The 941-nt window shown below is 39.9% G+C and carries 1 protein-coding gene; it reads left to right on the forward strand.

All coding sequences use genetic code 11. From position 1 onward, the window contains the following. A partial coding sequence (locus QQK25_RS24710; protein ID WP_498027246.1) for a DNA-directed RNA polymerase subunit beta' occupies nucleotides 1-941 on the forward strand: 941 nt, incomplete at both ends.

Here is a 941-nt window from a genome sequence, read left to right on the forward strand (position 1 = left end):
ATTTTTCTTTTGCTAGGCCCAACGCTAAAAAACCCACTTTCTTACGATTACGCGGTTTATTGGAATATGAAATCCAATCCTGGAAATACAGTATCCCGCTTTTTTTTACTACCCAAGGCTTTGATACATTTCGAAATCGAGAAATCTCTACTGGAGCAAGTGCTATCAGAGAACAATTAGCCGATTTGGATTTGCCACATATTCAAAATTCTTCTTTAGAAGAATGGAAGGGATTAATGGAACAAGGCACCGCTGGTGATTTTTGGGAAGATATCAAAATAGCAAACAGAAAGAATTTTTTGCTTAGGCGCATGCAATTAGCCAAGCATTTGCGTCAAACAAATGTAGAACTAGAACGGATGGTTTTGTCCTTATTACCAGTTCTTCCTCCCGACTTGAGACCTATTATTCAGATAGATGGGGGTAAACTAATGAGTTCGGATCTTAATGAACTCTATAAAAGAGTTATCCAGCGGAACAATGCTCTTATCAACCTCTTAAGTATCTCTGCACCGGGTGAGTGCCTAATGTCTTGTGAAAAATTAGTCCAAGAGGCCGTGGATATACTTCTTGATAATGGGAGCCGTGCACAACCATTGAAGGATAGTCATAATCAAGTTTACAAATCATTTTCAGATATAATTTCAGGAAAAGAGGGAAGATTTCGTGAGACTATGCTTGGTAAACGGGTTGATTATTCGGGGCGTTCCGTCATTGTTGTTGGCCCCTCCCTTTCATTACATCAATGTGGATTGCCTCGAGAAATCGCAATAGAACTTTTCCAGCCATTTCTAATTCGTGGGTTAATTAGACAACACATTGCTTCCAACATAGGGGTTGCTAAAAGCAAAATCCGGGAAAAAGGGCCTATTGTGTGGGAAATACTTGAAGATGTTATGCAGGGACATCCTGTATTGCTGAATAGAGCACCTACTCTGCAT

It is taken from the genome of Zoogloea oryzae, from assembly GCF_030161255.1.
In the GTDB taxonomy this organism is placed as follows: Bacteria; Pseudomonadota; Gammaproteobacteria; order Burkholderiales; family Rhodocyclaceae; genus Zoogloea; species Zoogloea oryzae.